At 56.2% G+C, this 21,241-nt stretch carries 15 protein-coding genes, 2 pseudogenes and 1 riboswitch; of the genes and pseudogenes, 9 read left to right on the top strand and 8 right to left on the bottom strand.

Going from position 1 to position 21,241, the window contains the following annotated elements; genetic code table 11:
- Positions 1-9: 9 nt before the first annotated feature.
- The 4 genes and pseudogenes from B4967_RS09250 to B4967_RS09260 all read right to left on the bottom strand — a co-directional run bounded on the left by B4967_RS09250 (position 10) and on the right by B4967_RS09260 (position 6,734).
- A complete protein-coding gene (locus B4967_RS09250; RefSeq protein WP_083024852.1) occupies positions 10-888 on the bottom strand; it encodes a transglutaminase family protein in 879 nt (292 codons plus the stop codon).
- Positions 885-1,793 (bottom strand): alpha-E domain-containing protein, encoded by a 909-nt coding sequence (locus tag B4967_RS20275; RefSeq protein ID WP_279384680.1) that lies wholly within the window; start codon positions 1,791-1,793, stop codon positions 885-887. The genes B4967_RS09250 and B4967_RS20275 overlap by 4 nt, the downstream gene beginning before the upstream one ends.
- On the bottom strand, positions 1,790-3,292 hold the full coding sequence (locus B4967_RS20280) for a circularly permuted type 2 ATP-grasp protein (protein ID WP_279384681.1): 1,503 nt from the start codon (positions 3,290-3,292) through the stop codon (positions 1,790-1,792). Before B4967_RS20280 ends, B4967_RS20275 begins: the two co-directional genes overlap by 4 nt.
- An 88-nt stretch (positions 3,293-3,380) precedes the next feature.
- A pseudogene (locus tag B4967_RS09260) lies at positions 3,381-6,734 on the bottom strand (transglutaminase family protein).
- A gap of 434 nt (positions 6,735-7,168) precedes the next feature.
- Here B4967_RS09260 and B4967_RS09265 point away from each other — a divergent pair.
- Together B4967_RS09265 and B4967_RS09270 are read left to right on the top strand one after the other, a co-directional pair.
- On the top strand, positions 7,169-8,527 hold the full coding sequence (locus tag B4967_RS09265; RefSeq protein WP_243470451.1) for a circularly permuted type 2 ATP-grasp protein: 1,359 nt from the start codon (positions 7,169-7,171) through the stop codon (positions 8,525-8,527).
- Between the two features lie 129 nt (positions 8,528-8,656).
- The gene (locus tag B4967_RS09270; RefSeq protein WP_083024854.1) at positions 8,657-9,655 is read left to right on the top strand and encodes an alpha-E domain-containing protein; all 999 of its coding nucleotides are present in this window, start codon (positions 8,657-8,659) and stop codon (positions 9,653-9,655) included.
- Here B4967_RS09270 and B4967_RS09275 read toward each other — a convergent pair whose 3' ends face one another.
- Complete coding sequence (locus B4967_RS09275) at positions 9,656-10,540, bottom strand: putative zinc-binding metallopeptidase (protein WP_243470452.1); 885 nt, start codon at positions 10,538-10,540, stop codon at positions 9,656-9,658. It lies immediately after the preceding gene.
- Positions 10,441-10,716 carry a zinc-ribbon domain-containing protein gene (locus tag B4967_RS19210; RefSeq protein ID WP_243470453.1) on the bottom strand — a complete coding sequence of 92 codons (276 nt, stop codon included), beginning with the start codon at positions 10,714-10,716 and terminating at the stop codon, positions 10,441-10,443. The genes B4967_RS09275 and B4967_RS19210 overlap by 100 nt, the downstream gene beginning before the upstream one ends.
- 319 nt (positions 10,717-11,035) lie before the next feature.
- On the opposite strand from B4967_RS19210, the pseudogene B4967_RS09280 reads away from it, so the two are divergent.
- Positions 11,036-12,485 (top strand): annotated as a pseudogene (locus B4967_RS09280) (CoA-acylating methylmalonate-semialdehyde dehydrogenase).
- A 64-nt stretch (positions 12,486-12,549) separates the two neighbouring features.
- On the opposite strand, the gene B4967_RS09285 reads toward B4967_RS09280, so the two are convergent.
- Positions 12,550-13,239, bottom strand: a complete 690-nt coding sequence (locus B4967_RS09285) for a hypothetical protein (protein ID WP_083024856.1) — start codon at positions 13,237-13,239, stop codon at positions 12,550-12,552.
- Between the two features lie 174 nt (positions 13,240-13,413).
- Between B4967_RS09285 and B4967_RS09290 the strand changes: the two genes are divergently transcribed.
- The 4 genes from B4967_RS09290 to B4967_RS09305 all read left to right on the top strand — a co-directional run bounded on the left by B4967_RS09290 (position 13,414) and on the right by B4967_RS09305 (position 18,034).
- A complete protein-coding gene (locus tag B4967_RS09290) occupies positions 13,414-14,025 on the top strand; it encodes a peroxidase-related enzyme (protein WP_083024858.1) in 612 nt (203 codons plus the stop codon).
- A 44-nt stretch (positions 14,026-14,069) separates the two neighbouring features.
- A riboswitch (TPP riboswitch) is annotated at positions 14,070-14,173 on the top strand.
- Positions 14,163-15,542, top strand: coding sequence for a sodium:solute symporter family transporter (locus B4967_RS09295; RefSeq protein ID WP_083024860.1), 1,380 nt, complete (start codon positions 14,163-14,165; stop codon positions 15,540-15,542). (Overlaps the previous riboswitch by 11 nt.)
- 75 nt (positions 15,543-15,617) lie before the next feature.
- Positions 15,618-17,048, top strand: coding sequence for a diguanylate cyclase domain-containing protein (locus B4967_RS09300; protein WP_083024862.1), 1,431 nt, complete (start codon positions 15,618-15,620; stop codon positions 17,046-17,048).
- A 17-nt stretch (positions 17,049-17,065) separates the two neighbouring features.
- On the top strand, positions 17,066-18,034 hold the full coding sequence (locus B4967_RS09305; protein ID WP_083024864.1) for a magnesium transporter CorA family protein: 969 nt from the start codon (positions 17,066-17,068) through the stop codon (positions 18,032-18,034).
- Here B4967_RS09305 and B4967_RS09310 read toward each other — a convergent pair.
- A complete protein-coding gene (locus B4967_RS09310; RefSeq protein ID WP_083024866.1) occupies positions 18,031-19,209 on the bottom strand; it encodes an MFS transporter in 1,179 nt (392 codons plus the stop codon). The genes B4967_RS09305 and B4967_RS09310 overlap by 4 nt on opposite strands.
- A 166-nt stretch (positions 19,210-19,375) precedes the next feature.
- Between B4967_RS09310 and B4967_RS09315 the strand changes: the two genes are divergently transcribed.
- Positions 19,376-19,954 carry an NnrU family protein gene (locus tag B4967_RS09315; RefSeq protein WP_083024868.1) on the top strand — a complete coding sequence of 193 codons (579 nt, stop codon included), beginning with the start codon at positions 19,376-19,378 and terminating at the stop codon, positions 19,952-19,954.
- Positions 19,955-20,051: 97 nt separating this feature from the next.
- Entirely contained in the window at positions 20,052-21,233 is a 1,182-nt protein-coding gene (locus B4967_RS09320; RefSeq protein ID WP_083024869.1) for an alcohol dehydrogenase catalytic domain-containing protein, read from the top strand.
- Positions 21,234-21,241: the final 8 nt, after the last annotated feature.

Here is a 21,241-nt window from a genome sequence, read left to right on the forward strand (position 1 = left end):
CAGCGTGGCCTAGGCCGCGCTGTTGTCTGTCAGCGGCATGACATCTACTTCCACTTCTAGCTGGTGTTCGCCGCCTCCATTCATTACGCCTTTGAGCGGTGCTACGTCGGCGTAATCTCGGCCCCAGGCCAGCACCGGGTGCTGTTCACCGGCCACTGTGCCGTTGGTCGGGTCTAGCGCTAGCCAGCCCCACTCTGGAATCCAAGTGGCGAGCCATGCGTGGGACGCATCCGCCCCTATCAACCGTGGCTGTCCGGGCGGTGGCTGAGTTTCTAGGTAGCCGCTCACATAGCGCGCCGCTAATCCCACCGAGCGCAGGGAGCCAATTGCAAGGTGGGCAAAGTCTTGGCAGACACCACGGCGATTGGCCAGCACTTCGCTGAGCGGTGTGGCCAGCGTGGTAAAGCTAGGGTCGTACTCAAAGGTGTCGTAAATCAGTTGATTAAGCGCCAGCGCGGCATCAACCAGCGGGCGGCCGGGCGTGAAACAGCTGTGGGCGAACTCAGCCAACTCGTCGTTGCGACGAATAAAGGGTGAGTCGAGCCGGTAGAGCTGCATATCGAAGCGGCTATCGTGACGCAGCTGTTCCGCGACACTTTCCCAAGCGGGGGAGCTGCTAGGTAGCGGCCCCAGCGGATGGGTATTGAGGGGGGTGACCACGGTCACATCCAGGGTCTGGTGCACCTCTTCCATGGCAAAATAGAGCACCCGGTTGCCGAAAACATCTCGGCGCTCTGCCTGCACCTGGGGCATCGGACTAATGGTGAGCGTTGATGCGCCGCACTGCTGGTGCTGTGTCCTGCGTGGCAGCACCCTGGCCTCGCTATGACATAGCGTCACCGGGGCGCTGTAGTGGTAGCGCGTGGGGTGTCGCAGGGTGTAGTTCATTCGTCGGGCTCCATGCTGACAAGTTGGCGCGGCCGCTCCACGTGACTAAAGTGGCTGTGGCTAATGGCATCCGAAAGCGCGTTTAGCGGGGTAATCAGTTCATCCAGTAGCTGCTCCAGCGCTGCTTGGGCATCGGGGGTGTCGGCTAAATGGCTCAAGCGATCAATGTCGGCGAGGTGCAGCGCGGCATTGGCTTGAATGAGCAAGCGGCGTTCGGCATTGCGGTAGGGCGATGAGCTGCCGGGCAGCCTGTCCATTTGCCGCTCAAGGCGCTTGAGCATATAGCCCACCGAGCGTGGGTTGGTCTCATCGAATAGCAGTAGATCCAAAATCGCTTCTGGGTGCAGCTCGCTGCGGTAGCGCCGCCGGTAAGCGGTAAAGTTATCTGAGGTGGCGAGCACTACTTCCCACAACGCCAGCCCCGGCGAGTGGGGGGCTTTCAATGTGAGCTTGAGCAGCGAAAGCAGCCCTATTACTCGGTCCAGGAAGCGCCCGATATCCATAAACCGCCAGCCGTAATGGTGGGGCATCGTTTCGTTACATAGGCCAAAGAAGGCGGCAGTCTGCGCTGAGAGCCCTTCGCAGGCGCGGCGTGCAGCGCTGGCACCTAGGCTTGGGTTAAAGGTATCCACCCGCTGGCGCAACTGGTTAATTACTCCCAAGGAGTCATCGCCTAGATGGTCGCGCACGCTGCGGGCGTTGCGCTGCATTTGGGCAAATAGCGGCTGCAGCGCCTGGGGGTCATGCTCATCAAACTGGGCTAGCAGCGCTGTGCGTTTTTGTGCAAAGCCCTCGAGCGGCGGCTTTGCACCTTCCTCGTCATGGCTGAGCGTGGTGATTTCCAGGGCCAGCAGCAGCTCATCCAGCAGCTGGTCGGCGATTTCGTCCTGGTCGTACTCCATCATCGCATCAGCGCTTCACGCAGCAAGCGGGCGCGGGCATCCAGGCGCTCGCCGTAGCGCCCTAGCCAGAATAGGCTTTCTGCCACTCGGCTGGGGAGGTCGGTGCCATCGCGGGTAGCCACCACTGGACCGCGGGCTTGGCGTAGTTGGCTGACGTGGGGCTGAGGGGTACTTGCCGTGACCCAGACATCTTTAACGATGGGGCTACTCAGCGAAGGCGAACCAGGGTCGCCTACCCAGGCTAAGCCGCCAGGCATTACATGGTAGTCGCTGGGCTGCTGGCGTTGGTTGGTGACGCTGCGAGGTAGCCGAGAAACAAAACAGCGCAGATTCAGGCTGGCCGGTGAGAGCCGTTGCATCTGTGGGTCGAATACCGGTGCCGAGGCTGGCCGTGTGCTGGCATCTGCGTTGGGTAGCAGTAACTCCTCACCAAGTAAGTGTTGGCACAGCGCAGGAAGGTAAGCGGCCAGTTCGGGAATTTCTAACACGCCAACGCCCAGGGTGTTAGACATCGCCACGCCGCTGGTGCGCGTCGCTTGCAGTAGCCCAGGTACGCCGAGCTGTGAATCGCCGCGCAGCTCTAATGGGTCGCAGTAGGCATCATCACAGTGGCGTAGCACCACATCTACTGGTTGCAAGCCGCCCAGCGTGCGCAGCCACAGCTGGCTATCACGCACGACCATGTCCTGGCCTTCTGCTAAGTCGATATTCAGGTAGTTGGCGAGGTAGGCGTGCTCAAAGTAGCGCGGGGTACCTGGGCCGGGTGTCAGCAGAACAACATTAGGGTTGTCCCGGTGCTGATACGCCATGGATATCAGGGTGCGGTGGTATTTTTCTAAAAAACCCGCGAGCCGTTTCAGCGGCGCATTGCGGTACATTTCAGGCAGGGCACGGGCCATTAAAATACGGTTTTCCAGCGCAAATCCGGTGCCTGAAGGTGCTTGCAAGCGGTCGCCAATCACGCGCCACTGGCCTTCGGTATCTTGAATAACGTCAATGCCATGAAAGCTAATCGCCGGGCGATCGCTGGGCTGCGAGCTGTGGCAAGGTAGTAAAAAGTGGTGAGAGGCCAGGATAGCTTGAGTAGGCAGCAGGCCCGTATCAAACAGCGTATGGGCGCCGTAAATGTCGTCGTAAAGGGCGTTAAACAGGCGGCTGCGCTGGGTTAAGCCTACTTCCAGTGCTTGCCATTGCGCTTGGTTGATCACCCAGGGAAGTGGGTCGAGCCGCCACGAGCGCCCTTGGGTGTCTTCATGCATATTGAAGATCACGCCATTTTCCGCCAGCAAGCGCTGAATCTCTTCATGGCGTTGGTGACGGCCATCCGCTCCGAGTGCTTCCAGGGCGCCTAGCAGGCTTTGCCAGCCAGGGCGTAGCTGCCCTTGCTGGTCAAGCATTGCATCAAATGTGCCGGGCTGTCCCTTGCCTAGCTGGTTCAAGTAATCCTCAACGAGCCCAGCGGCACCGAGCTCAAGCAGTGAGGGAGAGACAGGGGCAGTCATGTTCCTGGTTGTCCTAAGCGAGTAGGGGACGGATTATCCTGCAGCTAACGCTGATAAGAAAGTATTAGGCTTAACATTAGAAGTCGCATTAGCGTGGACTCCAGCGCAGGTCCAGCGTGCATGGCAGTTCCTGACTGGGCATTTCCGGAGTAGATGACTGATAGCCATGGCTGTGGCCACTGTCGCTAAACCGGCCCAGGCGTCTTGCTTCTGCTTCAAACGCATTGACGGGGAAGGTTTCAAAGCTGCGTCCTGTGGGGTGTACCACATGGTAAGTACAGCCTGCGACAGCACGTTGGTTCCAAGTGTCGATGATGTCAAATACTAGCGGCGCGTGAATAGGAATTTGTGGGTGCAGCGCAGAGGGCGGCTGCCATGCGCGGTAACGCACACCCGCTACTGCCTCGCCGTTGCGTCCGGTCGGTGCTAGCGGTACTTGGCGGCCGTTACAAGTCACCTCATAACGGTCACCGCTCATACCATTCACTTTTACCTCTAAGCGTTCTACCGAGGAGTCGACGTAGCGCGCAGTGCCGCCTGCGGTGGCTTCTTCGCCCACTACGTGCCACGGCTCAATGGCCTGGCGCAGCTCAATGGAGAGCATAGGCGTATGCAGCCGACCGTGAACGGGGAAGCGAAACTCCAAGAAGGGCGCAAACCAGGCGAGCTCAAAATCAAACCCATGATGGCGCAGGTCACTCAGCACATCGCTCAAGTCCTCCCATAAATAGTGGGGCAGCATCCAGCGGTCTTGCAGGGCGCTGCCCCAGCGCACGGGCTTGGCGCGGTACGGCGTTTTCCAGCAGCGGGCGACCAGCGCACGAATCAGCAGCATCTGCATGAGTCCCATACGCGCATGGGGAGGCATCTCAAAACCGCGCAGCTCTAACAGCCCGAGGCGACCGCTATCGCTATCTGGGGAGTAGAGTTTATCAATACAGAATTCAGCGCGGTGCGTATTACCGGTTAAGTCGGTCAGCAGGTGGCGCAGCAAGCGGTCGACTAGCCAGGGCTGAACCACCTCTCCTTCGGGCATTTGCTGCAGGGCAATCTCCAGCTCATACAGGCGCTTCATGGCGCGCTTCGTCTACGCGGGGTGCCTGGCTGGTAGGGCCAATAAATAGCCCAGAAAACAGGTACGAGAGGCTGGGGTGATGCTGCCAGTAGGTGACGAGGCTAGCGAGTAAATCCGGGCGACGCAGAAATGGTGAGTCATCTGGGGTCAAGCCGCCCAGCGTGACATGGTTACCGCCACCGGTGCCGGTGTGGCGGCCATCCAGCATAAACTTTTCGGTGCCCAGGCGGGCTTGGCGCGCTTCGTCGTAAAGCCGCTCGGTTTGCACGACCAGAGTTTGCCAGCTTGCCGCTGGCATAATGTTGACCTCAATGACACCCGGGTCGGGAGTGATCTGGAAGCTCTCCAGGCGCGGGTCACGTGGCGGAGCGTAGCCTTCGATCATGACCGGGCAAGCCAGCGTATGGGCGCACTCTTCGATGCTACTCAGCAGGTCAAGGTAGTGCTCAAGCTGCGTCAGCGGTGGCAGGAAAATATGTAAGCGCCCTTCCCGTGGCTCGATACACAGGCTGGTGTGAATAATCTTGTGCTCGCGGTCATCTTCGGCACTGGGCTGCTGCTGAACCGCTTCGCCTTCAGGGTGGCTTTGGCTTGGGTGTAGGCTCTGGCCTATACGCTCCGCGCTGGTAAAACGGTGCTGCTCGGCATGACGGCGGGCCACTTCGCCGTGAATGTCACCCAGCGCGGGGCGCGGGGCAAACAGCGACTGCGGCTGGGGCTGGTCTTCCGGGTCGGCCCAAGGCAGAGCGGAAAGCGGCAGGCGAAGGCCCATGGGCGAGTCGCCGGGCACTAGAAAAAGGTGGTCGCGTTTCAAAGGCCAGCGCCCGCTCTCCCAACGATGCGATTGCGCGAGGGAGTGGCGCAGCGGCAGGGCATAGCCGACGACTGCACTCAGGTCCTGTTCCAGCAGGCGTGCCAGGCGGCGGCGCTCGGCGTCATCTTTTAAATCAACTGTGCGTGGGTCACCGGTCACCGGCAGGGTTTGTTCTTTCCATAGGTAGTAGTAGGCATCTTCAAAGGCGGGAATCCAGAAGTGCTCTGCGACTCCTAGGCGTTCGCTTAGAGCACGGGTGAAGCGCTGGGCCATGGCGTCATCGGCCACTACGGCAGGCGCGCCTTCCCTGCAGGCCAGCCAGCTTGGGTCGCGCCACAGCGGCACGCCATCTTTGCGCCAGTAGCAGGCCAGTGCCCAGCGGGGTAGCGGCTCGCCGGGGTACCACTTACCTTGCTGCTGTTGATTCACACTGCCGGGGCCGTAGGCGGCCTGCAGCCGTGGTTAACAGCGCTTCGGCACGCTCGCGTTTGTGCTCACCCAAGGCGTCGGTGTTCCACTGGGGGCTTTCCATATCATCAATGGAGACAAAGGTAGGCTCGCCGCCCATGGTCAGGCGCACATCCTGCTGGTTGAGTTCGTGGTCAACTTGGTCGCCTAGTGCAAGAATCTGCTGCCACTGTGGGTCACTATAGGGCTTGGTGACCCGAGGATCTTCATGAATGCGCTCGACGCGCATCTCTACGTCAAATTTCACCTCGCACTTATCTGAAAATCCGGTAATGGCGGCGGCGCTTCCCGTGGTAGGCGTGGCGGCTAGCGGAATATGGCCTTCGCCAGCAAATAGGCCAGAGGTGGGGTCAAGCCCTACCCAGCCCGCACCGGGCAGGAACACTTCGGTCCATGCGTGAAGGTCGGTGAAATCCACCTCGGTACCACTGGGGCCATCCAGCGCTTTGACATCCCGCGTTAGCTGAATCAGGTAGCCCGAAACAAAACGCGCCGCTAGGCCCAAGTGGCGCAGAATCTGCACCAGCAGCCAAGCACTATCACGGCAGGAGCCGCTGGCTAGGGCTAAGGTTTCCTCGCAGCTTTGAAACCCCAGGCTCCATGCGTACTAGGTAGCTGATGTCTTTCTGCAAGCGCTGGTTGAGCGCCACGAGAAAATCGACGCTGGTGGTCGGTTCAAGGGAGACGTCTTTTAACCACTCCAGTAAGCGCGGCCCTGCCTCGGTGACTTCCAGGTAAGGTCCTAACTCCTTGGTGAGCTCATCTGGATAAGTGAAGGGGATTTGCTGGGCCACATCATCCAAGAAGAAATCAAACGGGTTGATCACCGTCATCGGGGCGACGAGTTCGACGGCGATGGTGAGCTCTTTACGTGGCTCGGGAAATACCACGCGAGCATTAAAGTTGCCGAAGGGGTCCTGCTGCCAGTTTAAAAAGTGATCGTCGCCTGAAATATGCAGTGAATAGGCATCAATATGCGTACGGCAGTGGGGCGCCGGTCGTAAACGGATAACGTGGGGTGAGAGCCTAACGGGACGGTCGAAACGATAAGTCGTGCGGTGATGCAAGGCAACGCGAATGGTCATGAGCCACCCTCAAAAAAAGCCAGAAGTAACCGCGCAGATAAACAAGGCATCGGTTAAGAAAGATAAGTAAGCAGAAGTATCGTTGGAGTTGGCGCTTTTTGCAGCTGCAATATGCGTAAAGTCGTTTAAGAAGTGTGAAAAATGGTGGCTATATCATGTGGTGCGCGCTGGCTGCACTAACTTGGTGCTTTTTGATGCATGGCGCTTTATGAAAATGCACTAATAAGACTCAGTGGCGCACAAAAAGTGTTCTTTTTAAGGAGGAGTAAGGTTAACTTTGAACGTCATGGTTGGTTTAAGCGTTGAAACAATGGGCAAAGTGGTATGGCTTTTGCGTGCTTATATAGTCAGACCGCTACGTAGATTGTCTGCGTCAGGCCTACACTACTGATTGAGGAAGTTGCCGATTCAACCCTTGCGCCAGGAGAGCGCCCATGAGCCAAGTAGACTGGAACAACTATACGTGCCGTGATTTTTACGATGAGCTATTAGCGGCACCGGGAAAACCACGCGCCTCCGCGGATGAGCTATGTAATATGCTGGCGCGCTTTAGCGCTGAAGAGTTGGCAGAGCGTAAAACCGCCGCTGAAATTGCCATCCGAACAATGGGGATTACTTTTACCGTCTATTCCGAAGGGGCCATGATTGATCGTGCATGGCCCTTTGATATTGTGCCAAGGATTATACCGGCGAATGAGTGGCGTAAAACGGAAGCTGGTTTAAAGCAACGTGTTCAAGCGCTTAACTTGTTTATTGATGATATTTATCACAAACAAAACGTTGTTAAAGATAAAGTGTTACCTGCCGAAGTGCTTGCTCAATCAGCAAATTTCCGCCCTCAGTGTGTAGGCATCAATCCGCCCCATGGCGTCTGGGCGCATATCTGTGGTTCCGACCTGGTACGCGGCGGCGATGGCACGCTTTATGTGTTAGAGGACAATCTACGTATTCCTTCCGGTGTTTCCTATATGCTGGAAAACCGCAACGTGACCAAGCGCGTGCTGCCGGAGCTGTTTGCGTCGGGCAAGATTTTGCCGGTGGATGATTACGTTGCCCAGCTTTACGACATGCTGGCGGCGATGTCGCCACGCCCTGGGGACGACCCTCAAGTAGTGGTATTAACGCCCGGTATTTATAACTCCGCCTATTTTGAGCACGCTTATCTTGCTCAGCAAATGGGCGTTGAGCTGGTGCAAGGCAGCGACCTGCTAGTGGATGAGGACGATTTGGTCTTCATGCGCACGGTAGAGGGGTTGCGCCGGGTCGATGTGATTTATCGCCGTGTGGATGATGAGTTTCTTGACCCGGAAGCCTTCAATCCAGACTCCATGCTGGGTGTGCCGGGCCTAATGCGCGCTTGGCGGGCGGGCAAAGTAGCATTGGCCAATGCCCCCGGTGCCGGTGTGGCTGATGATAAAGTGGTGTATGCCTTTGTGCCGGAGCTGATTCGCTACTATCTGGATCAAGAACCCCTGCTGCCCAACGTGCCCAGCTACCTGTGTATGTTTGAGGATGACCGCAAGTATGTACTCGATCATTTAGATGAGCTGGTGGTGAAGCCCGCCAACGAGTCTGGTGGCTACGGCATGTTGATCGGCCCGCGCTCTACCAAAGAGACCCGCGACGAGTTTGCGCGTTTGATCAAGGAGAACCCGCGTAACTACATGGCCCAGCCTACCCTAGCGCTTTCCACCAGCCTACGCTTGCCAATGGATTACCCCAGCCCCGCCATGTGGATCTACGCCCGTTTATTCTCTCTGGCCCTGAAACCCACGTTACTACCGGGGGGTTAACCCGTGTGGCACTGGTGGAGGGATCGCTGGTGGTGAACTCTTCCCAAGGGGGCGGCAGTAAAGACACCTGGATCGTCGAGACCGATGAGAACGCGGCGGGTGCCGCTGAGCAGAAAGGAGCCTAGCGCCATGCTGTCACGCGTAGCTGAAAACCTCTACTGGATGGCGCGTTACATTGAACGGGCCGAAGATACCGCGCGGCTGTTGAGCGTCAATAGTCACCTGATGCTGGATTTACCGCGCCATTTACCGCTGGGCTGGGCACCGCTGATTGAAATGACCGGCACGCTTGAAACCTTTAATGAACGCCATAGCAGCTTTGATGAGCGCAACGTGGTGCACTTTTTGTGTGCCGACGCCCAGAACGGTAGCTCGATTCTTTCAGCGCTGGCGAGTGCCCGGGAAAACCTGCGTACCACCCGCGATGTGGTACCCAGAGAAATCTGGGAAGAGGTCAACCAGCTTTACCTTAACGTGGCCGACCACGCGGAAAGCGGCGTCAGCCCGCGGCGCCGAGATGCATTTTTGAAAAACGTGATTCGCGGTTGCCAAACGTTGACTGGCTTGATTGAGGGCACGCTCAGCCATGGTCCAGCGCGCACCTTTATCAAGTTAGGCCGCCAGTTGGAGCGGGCAGACATGACCACACGTATCGTTGACGTGCGCTCAGCCAGCCTGCTGCCGCAAAACCCTGAAGAGCTATTGCCGTTTGAAAACCTGCAGTGGATGAGCGGGCTGAAATCGTTAACGGCTTATCAGATGTATCGTCAGCAGGTGCGTTTACGAGTACGTGGGCCAGATGTGCTGCGCTTTTTACTGCAAGATCCGCACCTGCCACGTTCCATTGCCTGCAGTCTGGAAACCTTAGGTCAGGAGCTCCAGCTACTGCCGCGTCAGGACCGTGTAGCGGCCACGGTGTCGCTGGTGCGGGCAGATGTGGTAGATGCAGATATCCAAGCGCTTGCGCAATCCCCCAGCAAGCTGCACGCCTTTGTCGATGATCTACAGATTGGCATTGCCGCTATTCACGATACGCTCAGCGCCACCTACTTTGTAAGCGGCGACAGCGTTCCACGGGTGGCCCAACGGCAAAGCCAAAGCCACGCAGGAGACCACGATAACGACTAATTAAGGGGCTTGAGAGCTGGCGTTTGCGTTCTGAATGAGTTCATGCAGGTACGCCAGTTTCTCCCTGACGGCGGGGGCAATGACCCCCCGTGCTAAATCCAGCGGACCCATTTCCCGGTTTAGCTCATTCACCGCCATACCTACCTGATGAAACGCCCGCAGCATGCTGTCCAGCGTGCCGTCATACTCGGCGCGAGAAAGTCCCATGTGGAGTGCAGTATCCAGCACGGCTACCATATCCAGGTAAAACGCGAATGTTTCAGCGAAGTCTTCCCAAGGGTGCATGGAGGCGTAGGCGGAAATAAAGCGTGTCGGCCAGTCAGTGGGTGCTCCTTGCTGGTAGTACTGTTCTAGCGCATCACTATAAGTGGGGTTGTTGTGATCGCCAAAGACACGGCAACTGGTGCTCTCATCTTGGCCTTTTACGAGAAGATCCCAGTAGTAGTGGCCAATCTCATGGCGAAAGTGACCGATCAGCGTACGGTGAGATTCATTCATATCCACGCGTAGCCGCTCCCGCTCAACGTCATCGGCTTCTTTGACATTGATAGTGATATGCCCATTAGCATGGCCCGTATACACCTTTTCTTGGCTTGCTGTAGAGCGCCATAGCCCTTGGTCGGGTAGCGCATCGGCCATAAACGAGAAGCTCAGCGGCACACGGATATTTTCCCCTTCGGTACCGTGGGGCAGCTTGAGCAGATCCAAGGTATGGAAGAGCCGCCGCTTGGCCGCTTCCAGCGCCGCCCAGCGCTCGCGGTTACCGGGAGTACCCAGGTCAGGAATCACATCGTTGTAGCGGCAGCAGTCGCAGAGTGAGTCTGCATGACCTTCAGCCATGACCACCATGCGGTTACACACGTTTTCCGCCAGTAGTTGTGACATTGCATGAGCGCTGTGCCGCAGCCTTCATGGGTACAACGGTAGCCGCCGTTGTCTAGCGGTTCCAGCGCGACAATATTGCTACAAGTAGGGCACCAGCCAACATCAGACTCGCAGGCCAGGCAGTGAGTGTTTTCAAAAAACAGTGGGTTGCCGCAGCGGCAGCTAAATGTCTGCATGGATGCCTCCTGGTGTTAAGCCGCGTAGTTGGATGAAACCGTCTTCTTGTCTGAAGCCCTTGGTGCATCTATAGGAAAGCTATGCTCTCTACTTTGCGGGTATGTCTTAGAAACAGCATAGCGAGGGCGCTGCCGAGAGGGAAAGGCGAATTGCATTTGGCTAAACGTTTTTGTCTTTATCGAGTGGCTAATTGACGTTTACGTTAACTTGCTGATATACCCTACAGGCTCCCTATTAGAATCCATAACAAACACAACCACGAGGATCAGTGTTATGTCCGTTCGCGAAATACCCATGTATATCGATGGTCAGCCAGTGATGTCGCAAAGCCAGGAGTGGCGCGACGTTGTTAACCCGGCCACCCAAGAGGTAGTGGCTCGCGTTCCATTCTGCACCTCAGAAGAGGTCGAGCGGGCCGTTGCCAGTGCCAAAACGGCGTTTAAAGAGTGGCGCAAGGTGCCGCTGGGTAAACGCATGCGCATTATGCTCAAGCTTCAGGCCCTTATTCGCGAGAATACGGCAGAGCTTGCCGCGTTAATTACCGAAGAGCATGGCAAAACACTGCCCGATGCCGAGGGTGAAGTAGGCCGCGGTCTTGAGGTGGTGGAACATGCTTGCTCCATTACCTCGCTGCAGCTAGGCGAGTTGGCGGAAAACGCAGCGAACGAGGTAGATGTTTATACCATGCACCAGCCGTTAGGCGTGGGCGCGGTATTACGGCATTTAACTTCCCGATTATGCTGCCCTGCTTTATGTTCCCGCTGGCTATTGCCACGGGTAACACCTTTGTATTGAAACCCTCCGAGCAGGACCCGAGCTCTACCATGCGGCTAGTCGAGCTAGCCCATGAAGCGGGCATTCCCGCTGGCGTGTTAAACGTGGTGCACGGTGGTCCGGATGTAGCGAATCAAATTGCTGACCACCAGGATATCAAGGCGCTGTCGTTTATCGGCTCGACTCATGTCGGCTCGCTGCTATACAACCGTGCCGCGGCGGCAGGCAAACGGATGCAGGCGATGATGGGGGCCAAAAACCACTGCGTCGTTATGCCTGACGCTAACCGCAGCCAAGCGATTGACAGCCTGTTAGGGTCTGCCTTTGGCGCGGCCGGGCAGCGCTGCATGGCGAACTCGGTAGTGGTGCTGGTGGGGGAAGCCCGGGAGTGGATAAAAGATATCGAAGCCGGTGCCCGTGGCATGAAAGTAGGGCCAGGCTCCCAGCGCGATGCAGACCTGGGGCCTTTGGTATCGCCCCAGGCGAAAGAGCGGGTTGAGCGCTTAATCAGCGCCGGTGAAAAAGAGGGCGCCACACTTCTGGTAGATGGCCGTGGCTATACGGTGGACGGCTACCCGGATGGCAACTTTGTAGGACCGACGCTATTTGCCGATGTAACGGCGGATATGACCATTTATCGGGAAGAGATTTTCGGCCCTGTGCTGTGGTGGTTAGCGTAGAAACGCTGGATGGCGCCATCAACTTTATTAATGCCAACCCCAATGGCAACGGCACGTCAATTTTTACCAACTCTGGCTGGGTGGCTCGCCGGTTTGAAACGGATATCGACGTTGGCCAAATTGGTATCAATGTGCCGATTCCTGTTCCCGTTGCTTACTTCAGCTTTACCGGATCTCGGGCATCCAAGCTGGGTGACTTAGGCCCCAACGGCAAACAGGCGATTGCTTTCTGGACGCAAACTAAGACCGTCACGGCCCGTTGGTTCGAACCTGAAAACGTCTCTAGTGGGATTAACAGCACCATTTCGTTGTAAAAGATTCGTTGTTATACGTTGGGCGATGCGCCTCTTCCACGCTAGCGGAGGAGGCGCAAGCGCGTTAAAAACGATCAAATAGTGGCAGGCTGTCGTTGAGCAGTTGCTCAATGGGGGCAAGCTGGCTTTCATGGAGCACTAGCAGGTAAGGGGCGTCGTGCTGCTCGCTTATGGGTGCCAGCAGTGCAAACTCACCCACTTCCAGGTGGAATTCATGGATTTCACGGGGGCCATGTGGGGTATCGCACTGAGAGCAACGATAACTGTCATCTTCGCCGTAAACCAGGCGGTGATACATCTTAAATAGCGTATAGAGGGCTAACCCACCATCAAACGCAGGCCAACGTGCAGGCGTCTCGACAATATCGTCTGTCAGCGTTTGGCCTTCTGCCTCGGCATCTGCGATGGCATCGGCAAGAGGGGCAGCTAAAATGGCCGTGTTATCGGCAGGTAGAGGCGCATTTTGCCGGGCGGCGGTGGGAAAGCGCTCCACGGCAGTGTGGTAGTCATCTAAGCTATGTAGCGCATAATCGGCGTGCTGCAGGTCAGATGGATCAAAGCCTCCGTTCTCCCAGCCATGAATGACACGTAGAGTGACTTGCCCGCGCTGCATCGGGCGCGCTAGCAGCGTATGAAGCATAACGCGGATATGTAGCTGACGCTCATCCGTATCGTTTTCGAACGCACGGTAAGGGTCGGCAAAAAGCTCATGCAAACGCCCTGGCGTGTGCTCTTTAGCTTCAGAGTATGTCATGGTGGTTTCCCTGTTAGTACGCCGCTTTGCTGATAACGTACGGCTTTTATGACATGGACTTAATAAGAGTATGGTGAGCGCGAACGCGAAATGAAAGGTGCTTTAGTTAGCAATTTGTTACCAGTTAATTTAATCGCGCTATTTATATCATGAACATAACAAGAAGGTGTCAATATGTCTGCTGCTATTAGCCGTTTTAAACTTCCCGAAACGCTGGATGATGTGCCAAGCGATATTCGTGATGCGATGTTAGCTGTGCAGGAAAAAGCGGGGTTCGTGCCTAATGTGTTTCTGATGCTGGCGCATCGCCCTGAGGAGTTTCGCGCTTTTTTTGCCTATCACGATGCCCTGATGGAGCGCGACTCCGATACGCTGACCAAAGCTGAAAAGGAGATGATTGTGGTGGCTACCAGTGCCCGCAATCGCTGCTTGTACTGTGTGGTTGCCCATGGCGCGCTGGTACGCATTTACAGTAAAGACCCGTTATTGGCCGATAATATCGCCATTAACCATACCGTCGCGGGGCTAAGCGAGCGTCATCGTCTAATGCTCGATTTTGCGCTGCATAGCGCTATCGAACTAGGGGAATTTTCTCCGCACTGGCAAACCCGTTTAGAAAAAGTGGGGTTTACCTTAGATGACTGCTGGGATATTGGCGCCATTGCGGCGTTTTTTGGTATGTCGAATCGCTTGGTGACCCTAGCGGGCACGCCGCCTAATTCCGAGTTCTATCTCATGGGGCGCGTGCCGAAAAAGCCTGACGAATCGGTTCGCGAAACGCCGTAAGACTTTACTACGGCGCTGCTTTGATTGAGGATAGCGCCTTCATTCACTGTCGCCAGGGGAGCCCAAAACGGGCTGAGAATGCGCGTAACGCAGACCCTGGAACCTGATCCGGTTCGTACCGGCGGAGGAAGCGCGACATGCCATACCTAACGTATGCTGTGTTAGGCGCAGCCCTGTGCTGCTTTGCATTTCTGGGTCTTCGGGCACGCTTTGGCGGCGGCTCGCTGGATGATTATGTCACCGCCCGCAACTCGCAAACTGCGTCCACTCTGGGGCTGTCTTTTTTAGCCTCTGGAATGGGTGCCTGGATTCTGTTTGCTCCACCTGAAATTGGTGCCTTTGTTGGCCCCGTGGTGCTGCTGGGCTATGCCTTTGGCTCGGCGCTTCCGTTTATTGTATTGGGCCTTTATGGGCCAAAAATACGCCAAGCGCTGCCAGAAGGGCGCAGCATCGCGGAGTTTGCTGAGGCGTGCTATGGCAAAAACGTTCGTCGCTTTGTGGCGATGGTATCTGTTGCTTATATGGGCTGCTTTTTAGCCGCTGAGTTAACTGCCATTGGGGCCATTACCGCGCTGCTCTCTGATGTGCCGCCTGCCGTGGTGATCATTGGCGTTGCTCTAACGACGCTGGTGTACACCGTGATGGGCGGCCTTCGCGCCAGCCTTGCGACCGACCGTTGGCAGGCATGGCTGCTGTTGGCCCTACTACTGGCGGTGGCGAGCGTAACGCTTTGGCGGCTACCGAGCATGCCCAGCGACGCCGCTTTACCCTCATTGCCAATCGGTAGCTCGCTCAGCGTGGCATTGACGCTGGTGATTGCTGTGACGGCTGCCAATTTATTCCACCAGGGCTATTGGCAGCGGGTGTGGGCGGCACAAGATGACCAAAGCCTTGGGCGTGGCGCCTGGCTAGGCGGTAGTATGACGCTTCTCGTGGTGATGGTAATTGGTGGCGTGGGCATGATGGCCGCCATGAGCGGTGTCAGCTTAGGTGAGCCGCCCATGCCGTTTTTTGCGCTGTTAAGCGATGCGCCGATATGGATCACTCTGCCGTCACTGGTACTTGCCGTTACCCTGGTCACGTCTAGCGTCGACACGTTACAAAACGGGATTGCCTCGCTATGGGCCAGCGGCGACCGCCCAGATGCTTTAACCAAGGCCCGCTGGCTCACTGTCGCGATCATGGTGCCGGTGATTGTGATTGCTCTGCAGGGGCTCTCGGTGCTTCGCCTGTTCCTGATTGCCGATCTGCTGTGTGCCGCCATCGTGGTACCGGTACTGCTTGGCTTATGGCAACGCATGACGCCTATGGCTGCGATAGGCGGCGGGCTTGCTGGGCTAGTGGGCGCTGTGCTGCCGGGTTGGTTGAGCCAAGGCAGTGTTAGTGCGGGCGTGATAGCAGCCACCTTCCCCGGCAGCGTACCAACCCTTGGCCCGTTTGTTGGGGCGCTGCTGCTCTCAACTGCAGTGAGTATGATCATTGCTGGAGCCAACAAGCGCCGCGTCCTTGCCCGTTAATCAAGGCGTTAAGCAGGAAATTTCGTTTCGCGTTAGGCTGGCAGGGGTCTGACTACTACTGTAGGTGCGATCGCCATGAGCCACCTGTTACCTCCTAACGAAAATGCCCGTTTGGCTGCGCTTAACGAGCTAGCACTGTTGGATACGCCGAACGAGCCTGTTTTTGATCGCATTACGCGCTTGGTAACGGTGCTACTCGGTGTGCCACAGTCAACTATCACTCTGATTGATTCTGATCGGCAGTGGTTTAAGTCGCAAGTTGGCATCAATATCTCCGAAACGCCGCGGGATGTGGCGTTTTGTGCCTACACCGTGCTGGAAGCTTCTCCGTTGGTGGTGAAAGATGCGCTGCAAGATGAGCGTTTTGCCACCGACCCTTTAGTGACTCGACCTGATGGAATACGTTTTTACGCAGGCATTCCGCTTAAAAACTCACAGGGACTGGTGCTGGGTTCGCTGTGTGCGATGGATAGCAAACCGCGGCAGTTGAGCGCTCAGGAGCAGGCCGCGTTGCAAGATTTAGCCGACATTGTGACCGGTGAGATTCACCTGCGCGAACGGCTCATTAAAGAGCAAAAAAATAGTATTGCCACCCAAAAAGCGCTCACTGAGCTTCATCAAAGCCTTGAACAGCAAATCGAGCGGCGTACTCGCGAGCTCAATTTGGTGTTTGAGTCTGCCTACGATACCTATCTGAGCATTGACGCCCAAGAGCGGGTGCTGGACTGGAACCGTGCTGCAGAGAGCATATTTGGCTGGAGTCGCAAAGAAGCTTTAACGCGCCCACTAACGGCGCTTATGTTTCCCCAAGGGCTACCCAATCAAGATGAATCTGCGCCTATTTCTTGTGAGGCGACGCGCCGTGATGGCGTCCGCTTGCCGGTCGAAGTACGCCTGAAAAGCTATGAGATTAATGGTCGGATGCGACTTAGCCTGTTTATTCACGATATCACTGAGCGCCAGCAGCTAGAGCGGCTTCGGGATCAACAGGCCCGTGAAGATGTACTGACTCGGTTGCCTAATCGCCGTGCGCTTGACGAGCGCCTATCCGAAGCGATGGCGCGGGTACGCCGTACCCTAAACCCGCTTGCGGTGCTGTTTCTTGATTTAGACGGGTTCAAGCGTGGTAACGACCAGCATGGCCACGCCATGGGTGATGAACTGCTGCGCGACGTTGCCAAGCGCTTGCAGTATGCCGTTCGCGAGACGGACTTTGTTGCCCGTTGGGCAGGAGACGAGTTTGTCGTGCTGCTAGAAGGAGTCACCGCCGAGGCGCTAGAGCCATTGGCCCAGAAACTGATTCACCTCATTGAAGAGCCGCTTCATGTTGGCAGCGCTACCTTACGGGTTAGTACCAGCATCGGTGTAGCGCTATTTTTGCCAGGGGCGTCTGAAACGGCTCAGGAGTTGTTAAAGCGAGCTGACGTGGCAATGTATATGGCTAAGCGGGCGGGTAAAGCGCGTATAGAGCTAGCGCGCCGCGCAGATATAACGCCCAAGACTTAACGAACCCAGGGAAGAAAATGATTCGTTGCATATTACCCCCCCCAGAAGGCGATGTGCGTGAGGGGGATGTACGCCTAATCGACGACTGGAAAACAATGCCCACTGCCCATTTGTGGGTTGATATGAAAGGCGAAAGCGAAGCGCAGGAGCGTGATGTGCTAGAGCGTTTTGACTGCCATCCCTTGGCCATTCAAGATGCCCATAAAGAGCGACACCCGCCGAAAATTGAAGAGTTTGAGAACCATACGCTGATTATTTATCGCGGCATTTCATCATTCGATGCCCAGCTTAATTTTGTGCCCCAGCAGGTCTGTTTCTTTATCGGCGAACGTTTTTTGATAACGCTTCACCCCGGAGAAGACTTGAGTATTGAGCGGCTGTTAAATGAGCAGGGTAAGGCGTTGCTGGCACTTTCCCCAGAGCATGTGGCATTAAAAGTGATGTATACCTCAGCAGGATTTTATATTGATAGCCTGCTGGAGTTTGAGATGGAACTTAGCGATCTTGAGGATGAGCTGCTCGAAAACGGCAACGATGTTCTGATGCGTAAAATTACGACTTACCGCTCGCGGCTGGTGAAAATGCGGCGCATCTTTAGCTATCACAAAGGTATTACTCAAGAGCTAACAGCGTATGACTACGCCCACTTACCTAGAGGTGAGAGTGAAACCCTGCACGCGATTACCGATGTAGAGGAGCGCTTTGAGCGCCTCTATACGCTGACACAAATGTACTACGATATTTGCGGTGACTTGGTGGATGGCTATATCTCTATTTCTTCTCACCAGCTAAATATCACCATGCGTGTTTTGACGGTGATTACCGCTATTTTTGTTCCGCTGACGTTCATTGCCGGTATTTACGGAATGAACTTCGAATATATGCCTGAGCTTAGCTATCAATACGGCTACTTCTTTGTATGGGGGGCCATGTTGGGTATTGGCGGTATTTTTATTTGGCTGTTTAAACGCAAAGACTGGTTCTAAAGCCCTTGCCGGGCGGTGAGTTGGTGTAAACGAAATGCCAGCATGCAAAGCCCCAGCGCAATCAAGAGCCACAGAGCGGCCAGTAACATAGGAAAAGCCCGGGCCCCGGCGATATCCAGCAGCGGGCCTGTTAAAGACGGAATAATCAGCGCACCGCTACCCGCTGCGGTAAAAATAGCGCCGGTGGTGCGGCCCCGCATCACAATGGCCTGGTTGCATAGCGCAAAGAGTGTCGGGAAAAAAGCAGAGGCCGAAAGCCCAAACAGCAGTGCTCCGAGGCTTAGAGGCAGCCAGTTAAAATGCAGGCCGGCCGAGGCACCCAAGCCCAGCGCCAAACAACTGGCTAACACCTGCCAGGGTGAACAAACACGCAGCAGAGGAATGGCCAGCAAACGGCCAGCAGATAGCGCTAGCCAGAATAGGGTGGCCAGCAGTGCCGCCTGCTCGGTAGTCAGCCCTGACAGCGCGCCATACGCCGTCACCCAGCCAGCAAACGTAATTTCAATGACCACATAAATGGAAAACAGCAGAATAAATAGCCCCAGCAGCAGTGGGTCACGATGTTTGAGCGCTGCCAAAGTGGCTGGGTCAGGGTCTACCGTTGGCATAGTCGGGCTGGCAAAGCGCGACAGTGGCCACAGCATGGCAGCCACGCTTAATGCAACAATCCAAAACGTGAGATGAAATTGCCCCGTAAGTGAGAGTGCGGCAATCATAATCAGCGGCGTAAGCATGTTGCCGAAGCTAAAGCAGAAGTGTAGCGCGCTCACGTTTGGGCCTGCAGCATCGCGGTGTAGCCATAGCAGTAGCGTATTTCCCCCCGCTTTTAGCGATCCTCCCGCAAAGCCCAACAGCATAAACAGCAGCGTTAACAGCACCAGGAGCGGGCTAAGCGGCGCCAAGGCGAGTCCTGCCACCGCCAGTACCCCCATCATTAACAACACGCGATGGCCGTTAAAGCGGTCCATCAGCAGTCCCGTTACAATAGCGCCGCTCATATTGCCCACCGCTCGGGCGGTGAACAGTACTGCAATCTGGCTCATGGAAGAACCGCTCGCTGCGGCTAAATGAGGCAGGGCAGGGCCTAGCAGCCCGCCGGTCATGCCGATGGCGATAAACAGGCCAAAATAGGTCCAGGTAAGGCGACGATGATACGCAGAGATAAAGTGAAGCATACCGTTCCTTGGCAGGGTCTGAGGGATGCGGCTGGTTGGCTAGCTTGACGTGTTTTTCATCCCATCACTATTGGCGAAAAGTTGACGCCGTGCCATGTGGTTTACGCGGGAGTGTGGCATGCTCGCAGTCGACCAACGACCTGCAACTCACCAGAGAGTGAACACCATGACGATTATGATCTTAGGCCTGCTAATATTTCTTGGCGGGCACTCGGTACGCATTTTTGCTGAATCCTGGCGACAGCAGCAAATAGCCGCACGCGGCGAAGGCACCTGGAAACTGGCTTACTCAGCCGTGGCCGTGATAGGGCTGGCCCTCGCGATTTATGGCTATGGCTTAACGCGCTTGGACCCTATCCATATCTGGTTTCCTCCGATGGGCTTACGCAATGCAGTGGCGTTATTGATGCTACCTGCGTTTATTATGCTGGCAGCTGCTTACGTACCGCGTAACGCTATCAAGGCCAAACTAGGCCACCCCATGATGCTGTCAGTTAAAATTTGGGCGTTCGCCCACCTGCTGGTGAATGGTCGACTGGGCGATATCCTCTTTTTTGCTGCTTTCCTTGTATGGGCCATTTTGGCGTTTAAAGCTGCCAAGCAGCGTAGCCGCCAACATCCTTCAGCGCCTCAGGCCACCTCGCTGCCCGCGACACTGGCAACGATTGCCATTGGCGTGGTGGCCTACGGACTGTTTGCTTTCTACTTACACGGCGTACTGATCGGCGTACCTGTTTTTGGCTAGCCCTTTGATGCATCTCGCAGTTTTGTTCTCTTAATCTCTTGAACCTCGCCGGGCGTTTGTTATTGTCGCGGCGTATGCACTAATAAGGAGCCAGCCCATGGCCGACACGCAACACACTGCCCACGCGACGCCCATCCCAACAAAGATGTCTGCGATGTTATTAACCGGCCACGGTGATGTGGATGCTTTGCAGTATCGACAGGATGTGCCGACACCAAAGCCAGGGCCTGGCCAAGTGCTCGTCCAGGTAACGGCCACCGCGAAAAACAACACCGACCGCAAAGCGCGCGAAGGGCTCTACCCGACGAAGGGCAAGGAGGAGGTTACCTCGTTTGCCATGGGCGGTTCGCCAACCTTAACGTTCCCGCGTATTCAAGGGGCCGATGTTGCCGGGCGCATTGTCGCCGTAGGTGAGGGTGTGGATGAGCATCGTATCGGCGAGCGTGGCCTACTGGATTTCAACATCTACGCCGATGAGCGTCGTGATATTAACCTCACGCCGGACTACTACGGCCACGGTGCTGATGGCGGCTATGCTGACTATATTGCGGTGCCTGCCGACCAGTTCCACCACGTCGCTAACCCTGAACTGCATGATGCTGAGCTGGCCGCTATGGGCATGTGCTCCTATCAAACCGCCTACCACATGATGACTGCCGCCAACGTGCGCGCAGGCGAGCGGGTGTTGGTTAGCGGCGCCAGCGGCGGGGTGGGCACGGCGCTCATTCAGCTGTGTCGCATTGTTGGGGCGATCCCTTATGCGGTAAGTCAGCTTGATAAAGCCGATGCGCTTATTTTGCTTGGGGCGGGAGCGGTGATTGACCGTGGCGAACCGCCAACGTTTGTCGAGCGTGTGCTGGCGGAAACCGGTGGCCAAGCGATTGATGCGGTGATGGATCTGGTAGGCGGCGAAATGACCGACCTTTTCATCGACACCATGATTGGCGATATGCAGCGCCGCACCACCTATCCACGGCTTTCCATTGCTGGTGCCAGCGGCGGCAATATCAGCGAAATCATGTGGACTCGCATTTATCTGTATCAGGTGCAGATTTTCGGTGTGTCCCACGGCACCCGGGAAGAGGCAGAGCAGCTGATTGACTGGATTCGCAGCGGCGAACTTAAACCCGTTTTGCATGGCGCCTTTAAGCTCTCCGAGCTACATGATGCCGAACGCTATTTTGTAAACCGTGGCAGTAACTACCTGGGTAAAATCGTGATTGTTCCCGATGCCCAGTGGGACAATCACGGCGCACCTTTTGCTCTTACCACTGCCTAGGAGGCGGG

Origin of the sequence: Vreelandella lionensis, assembly GCF_002087295.1 — a bacterium.
GTDB classification, from domain to species: Bacteria; Pseudomonadota; Gammaproteobacteria; order Pseudomonadales; family Halomonadaceae; genus Vreelandella; species Vreelandella lionensis.

What these genes read in the sequence shown, in the direction of transcription:
- B4967_RS09250 (WP_083024852.1), bottom strand. Translation starts at nt 888, where the DNA reads ATGAACTACACCCTGCGACACCCCACGCGCTACCACTACAGCGCCCCG.
- B4967_RS20275 (WP_279384680.1), bottom strand. Translation starts at nt 1,793, where the DNA reads ATGATGGAGTACGACCAGGACGAAATCGCCGACCAGCTGCTGGATGAG.
- B4967_RS20280 (WP_279384681.1), bottom strand. Translation starts at nt 3,292, where the DNA reads ATGACTGCCCCTGTCTCTCCCTCACTGCTTGAGCTCGGTGCCGCTGGG.
- B4967_RS09265 (WP_243470451.1), top strand. Translation starts at nt 7,169, where the DNA reads ATGAGCCAAGTAGACTGGAACAACTATACGTGCCGTGATTTTTACGAT.
- B4967_RS09270 (WP_083024854.1), top strand. Translation starts at nt 8,657, where the DNA reads ATGCTGTCACGCGTAGCTGAAAACCTCTACTGGATGGCGCGTTACATT.
- B4967_RS09275 (WP_243470452.1), bottom strand. Translation starts at nt 10,540, where the DNA reads ATGTCACAACTACTGGCGGAAAACGTGTGTAACCGCATGGTGGTCATG.
- B4967_RS19210 (WP_243470453.1), bottom strand. Translation starts at nt 10,716, where the DNA reads ATGCAGACATTTAGCTGCCGCTGCGGCAACCCACTGTTTTTTGAAAAC.
- B4967_RS09285 (WP_083024856.1), bottom strand. Translation starts at nt 13,239, where the DNA reads ATGACATACTCTGAAGCTAAAGAGCACACGCCAGGGCGTTTGCATGAG.
- B4967_RS09290 (WP_083024858.1), top strand. Translation starts at nt 13,414, where the DNA reads ATGTCTGCTGCTATTAGCCGTTTTAAACTTCCCGAAACGCTGGATGAT.
- B4967_RS09295 (WP_083024860.1), top strand. Translation starts at nt 14,163, where the DNA reads ATGCCATACCTAACGTATGCTGTGTTAGGCGCAGCCCTGTGCTGCTTT.
- B4967_RS09300 (WP_083024862.1), top strand. Translation starts at nt 15,618, where the DNA reads ATGAGCCACCTGTTACCTCCTAACGAAAATGCCCGTTTGGCTGCGCTT.
- B4967_RS09305 (WP_083024864.1), top strand. Translation starts at nt 17,066, where the DNA reads ATGATTCGTTGCATATTACCCCCCCCAGAAGGCGATGTGCGTGAGGGG.
- B4967_RS09310 (WP_083024866.1), bottom strand. Translation starts at nt 19,209, where the DNA reads ATGCTTCACTTTATCTCTGCGTATCATCGTCGCCTTACCTGGACCTAT.
- B4967_RS09315 (WP_083024868.1), top strand. Translation starts at nt 19,376, where the DNA reads ATGACGATTATGATCTTAGGCCTGCTAATATTTCTTGGCGGGCACTCG.
- B4967_RS09320 (WP_083024869.1), top strand. Translation starts at nt 20,052, where the DNA reads ATGGCCGACACGCAACACACTGCCCACGCGACGCCCATCCCAACAAAG.